Annotated in this window: 4 protein-coding genes; 2 read left to right on the top strand and 2 right to left on the bottom strand. The window is 58.4% G+C overall.

What is annotated here, in order from left to right:
- Both TX83_RS16415 and TX83_RS22880 read left to right on the top strand, forming a co-directional pair.
- The coding region (locus tag TX83_RS16415) for an RHS repeat-associated core domain-containing protein (protein ID WP_315851271.1) at positions 1–1009 on the top strand (1009 nt) is incomplete at its 5' end.
- The gene (locus TX83_RS22880) at positions 1009–1734 is read left to right on the top strand and encodes a hypothetical protein (RefSeq protein ID WP_141233535.1); all 726 of its coding nucleotides are present in this window, start codon (positions 1009–1011) and stop codon (positions 1732–1734) included. The genes TX83_RS16415 and TX83_RS22880, both read left to right, overlap by 1 nt.
- A gap of 140 nt (positions 1735–1874) precedes the next feature.
- Here TX83_RS22880 and TX83_RS22875 read toward each other — a convergent pair whose 3' ends face one another.
- Both TX83_RS22875 and TX83_RS22870 read right to left on the bottom strand, forming a co-directional pair.
- Positions 1875–2306 (bottom strand): hypothetical protein, encoded by a 432-nt coding sequence (locus TX83_RS22875; RefSeq protein WP_141233534.1) that lies wholly within the window; start codon positions 2304–2306, stop codon positions 1875–1877.
- Between the two features lie 235 nt (positions 2307–2541).
- A complete protein-coding gene (locus tag TX83_RS22870) occupies positions 2542–3372 on the bottom strand; it encodes a hypothetical protein (RefSeq protein ID WP_141233533.1) in 831 nt (276 codons plus the stop codon).
- Positions 3373–3679: the final 307 nt, after the last annotated feature.

Raw genomic sequence — 3679 nt, 5'->3', positions numbered from 1 at the left:
CGGCGTCCTCGCCGGCGCCGGCACCGCGCAGAAACTGCACTACGTCCAACCCGACCACCTCGGCACCCCGCGCACCGTCATCGACGCCACCCGCAACGTCGCCATCTGGAGCTGGAACGCCAAGGGCGAAGCCTTCGGCAACGACACCCCGAACCAAGACCCGGACCAGGACGGCACCGCGTTCGTGTTCGACCTGCGCTTCCCGGGGCAGCGGTACGACGCGGCTACGGGGCTGAATTACAACTATTTTCGCGACTATGATTCTGGTGCTGGCCGTTACACCCAAAGCGATTCGATCGGGCTGCAAGGTGGGATAAGTACCTACGGCTACGTCGCTAGTCGTCCCTTAGCACTTAGTGATCCACTTGGACTCGAAGCTCCGTTCTCCGGAAACAACGGCGGCCACAAAGTCTGGTGGGAGAACCCGAGCGCGGGTCAGGGCTATGCAGTAGGTGCAATGGCCGCGGGCGGTGCGCTTGCGGTGAGCGGCGGCAGTGCGGCTCTCGTACTTCCAAGGTTGCTGCCCTATCTGCCGCAGTTAAACTCCGCTGCGGTGACCAGCGCTGAGGTCATTTCGGGCACATCTGTCAACGCGGCGACGACAACGGCTGCCACCGCAGCGACCGCGGCCACCTGCCACGTGGCATCGGATGTGTGGAAGTTGAGCCCTGGCGCGCGGGGCATGGCTATTGAAGATGCACTGGCACTATCGCAGTACAATGGATGGTTCAGAATTGGCCAGCTGGGTCGCGGCTACTTTCCCCTTGTTGACTTTCAGCTTGGTAAAGTCCTAGTCAGCCTTAAGTCGGTAGAGACAAACGGAGCATCTTGGATGGGGCGCATGAAAGACCATATACGAGAACTTGCTTTGGGGCACACCGTTGATAACATGCCGGCAACTATGGTTTTGGATTTGCGCGTCCAACCGGGCGGCGCTTCCGCCGCTGCACCCCTAATCTCTTATGGTCAGTCGCGAGGCGTGACTGTGGTCGTGTCGGAGTATCCATGATGAAACTGGACCAAGAGCTGGTAATCATTTTTTCTGCAAGAAGTGTTAGCGCGAAAGAGGCATGGTTGCGGATCTTAGCCCAGCTTTCTAGAGAAAATTCTAGTGAAAGCACTTATACGGTTAACGGGCAGATCATTGCGATCCACGATGTCGAAAACATGATTCCGTCGGGGACAGGGCAGCATTTCAACGTTCAGGGCAATACTTACGAATTTGATCTGACGATTGTGGGTGCGTATGCGCATGACGCCATTCGGGTGCGCGGAGCTGCCCAAACGGATTGGGACAGTTGGCTGCATGCTCTAAAGGGAGCTGGCCAGTTCGTACAAGCCTATGTAGTTAATGTTGAATATGACTATTGGCAGAACGCCTCCGATCCATTGCAATACATCGCACGGGATGTGCCGTACCAGCATCTTCCCTCGACATCGAATGGATTGCCGCCGCCGCTGGAAAGAACAATTATCGATATATCCGGAAACCCAGGGCGACGAGTGCTCCATCAAGGCTTCATAGAGGCCCTGGGTTCTCCGATGTGGCTGTCCGAACAATTTTTCGGCCTTTCGGGAGCAACGTCTAAGGAGGTTCTATCGGCGAACGGCGACTTTACAGTTCGTCAGGAGAACGGCCTTCTTAGACTCGAAATTACGAATGATCAGGCAGCCTCTCCCAGTCCGCGGGCTTTAATACAGCTTCGAAAGCTCCTGTTCCCTCGCGCCAAGTAGTGAACAAGGCTTTCGTTTGCCGAAGATGCTCAATCATTTTTGATGCTTACCACTGAGCGAGCATCAATAGAGGCCCCGGCAACGGGGCCTTTCTTTTTTGCAGTGCTTGGGTAGCTCATTGTTACAGCGCCGACCGCCACCTACAGTTCTCGGTCTTGCGGCCGCGCGCCAATCAAGTCAAGCGCTCCAGCGACTTCGCTTGCGCCGATCTCCATGCGCCGCAACCTCGCAAGCCCTCCCTGAAGGTCAACGGTGAAGTCGGCCAGACCGCTTGCCTCGGGTGCTGTCCCGGTCTGGATGTGAGCGGCTCGCCCGCTTGATACGAGCGCAGCCTTGATGGGAAGGAACGCTTCGTCTTCCTGCACCCTTTCCTCGGCCGCCAGCGCGCGGCCGAGCATGACCCGCTTGCGCGACGACCGGCGTGCCGGCGGCGCTGGCGCCAGTCGGTCCTTCCGCCATCCGCAAATCCAGCCGATATCGGCGCAGACCTTCAGTAGCTTCGCCTCAAGACTATCGCGCAGCGTGGTCGCCCGCACTGCGCGCTGAGGTTGCTTGCGACTCGCGTTCTTCATGTCGTTTCCTGCCGTAGTGATCTGGCAAGAACGATGTGGCCAAGCCGGCGACGACTCAAGCGTCTTCGCGGTGCCGTGACAATGGTGACGGTTGTGATGGTCTATCCGGACCTGGCGCCACACGCAGGAAAGAGAAGGTCGGGTCAGGCGCAGCCGCTTTGACGGTCGTGACGATTGTGATGGTGTATCTCGACTTTGAACTTAGCGAGAAAACAGAACTCCCGCATCCGGCTCGTCAAAAGGAGTCACAAAGCGTTTGGTCTCGATAGCGGTAAGGTCCGCTCTTGGTGAAGTGGCTACGGAACAATTCCTCCGCCTCTTTGTCGGCTTTCTTTACGGCAGCTTCTGGAAGTGCCTTCGCAAGATCAGTCAATACGGCGTCAAGCTCCAGCTTCTCATTATCGACGGCGCCGATTTGCTTGAGCCTGGTGTATCGGTAGTTGGCGATCAGATCAGGCGGCGGTAGATGGATATAAGGACTACCCGCGCTTCGAAGCGAATTGATCGCTGAGGCTTGGGAGACCACTGCCCAACTACCTGCCCTTACCCCCCTCTCGACAAGAACCGGGGCGAGCTGCCGATATCTAGGGTTGTCGGGAGGAGCGATGCCATGGCGGCGCTCGCGGATACCACCGGCCAGGTAGCACGACGCCGCCGCCATGTTGCCGCCTTGGGCTAGATCGGCGAGGAAGTCATCGACGGGGGCGGTCCGCGCTGCTGGATCGGAGGCGCAAACACTCTCGGCTTCCTGAAAGTACCGCCGCTGGACTTCCGACAGTCCTGGCAGCGCATTGCCGCCTCTGGCCCCACCCACGGCTTCCGCCTGCCGCCGAAAGAAGTCGGCCTTCTGACAAGCGAAAGCAGCAGTGACGATCTTCCGCTTTCGCTGCTCGCTTATGCCGCTAAGAGACCTCGCCACAGAAGATGGACTTTCGGTGGCGTCATATTTGTCGGCCGCTCGCGCGGGGACAGCCGCATCTTTGGACTCCAGGCCATCGCGCGAGCGCCCACCTAACGTTGCAACTAGTATCACTGCAACAGCTACAACCACTAGTAAGCCGGTCATCCTCTTCCGCATGCCGTCGTCGTCCTGATTCTTATCTACATCAGCATGCCCGAAAGCCGGGCTTCTAGCTCGCGTCTTCGCTGTGATGGTCGTGACGGTTGTGATGGTGTATCCCGACCTTCCCATACACGCGAAAACGCGAATGCCTACATGTGGCCCCGTTGTGCGCGGTCGCCTCGCAGTGCGCTGCTCATCATTCGACGAGCGGCAAGAATTGCGGGTCCTTCCTTCAGCTTAGGTACATCGGGGGGCTCGGCCGCGAAACCTCGCTAGCGCCAGACTCGCGAATGAGGTTTGCACTCAAGAG

The organism is Lysobacter antibioticus HS124, from assembly GCF_000336385.2.
Lineage (GTDB): Bacteria > Pseudomonadota > Gammaproteobacteria > Xanthomonadales > Xanthomonadaceae > Lysobacter > Lysobacter firmicutimachus.
Note: the sequence above shows the minus strand (reverse complement) of the source record. Positions and strands in the feature narration are given on the sequence as shown.

Excerpts from the sequence above, each read along its gene's own strand:
- TX83_RS22880 (WP_141233535.1), top strand. The coding sequence starts at position 1,009 with ATGAAACTGGACCAAGAGCTGGTAATCATTTTTTCTGCAAGAAGTGTT.
- TX83_RS22875 (WP_141233534.1), bottom strand. The coding sequence starts at position 2,306 with ATGAAGAACGCGAGTCGCAAGCAACCTCAGCGCGCAGTGCGGGCGACC.
- TX83_RS22870 (WP_141233533.1), bottom strand. The coding sequence starts at position 3,372 with ATGACCGGCTTACTAGTGGTTGTAGCTGTTGCAGTGATACTAGTTGCA.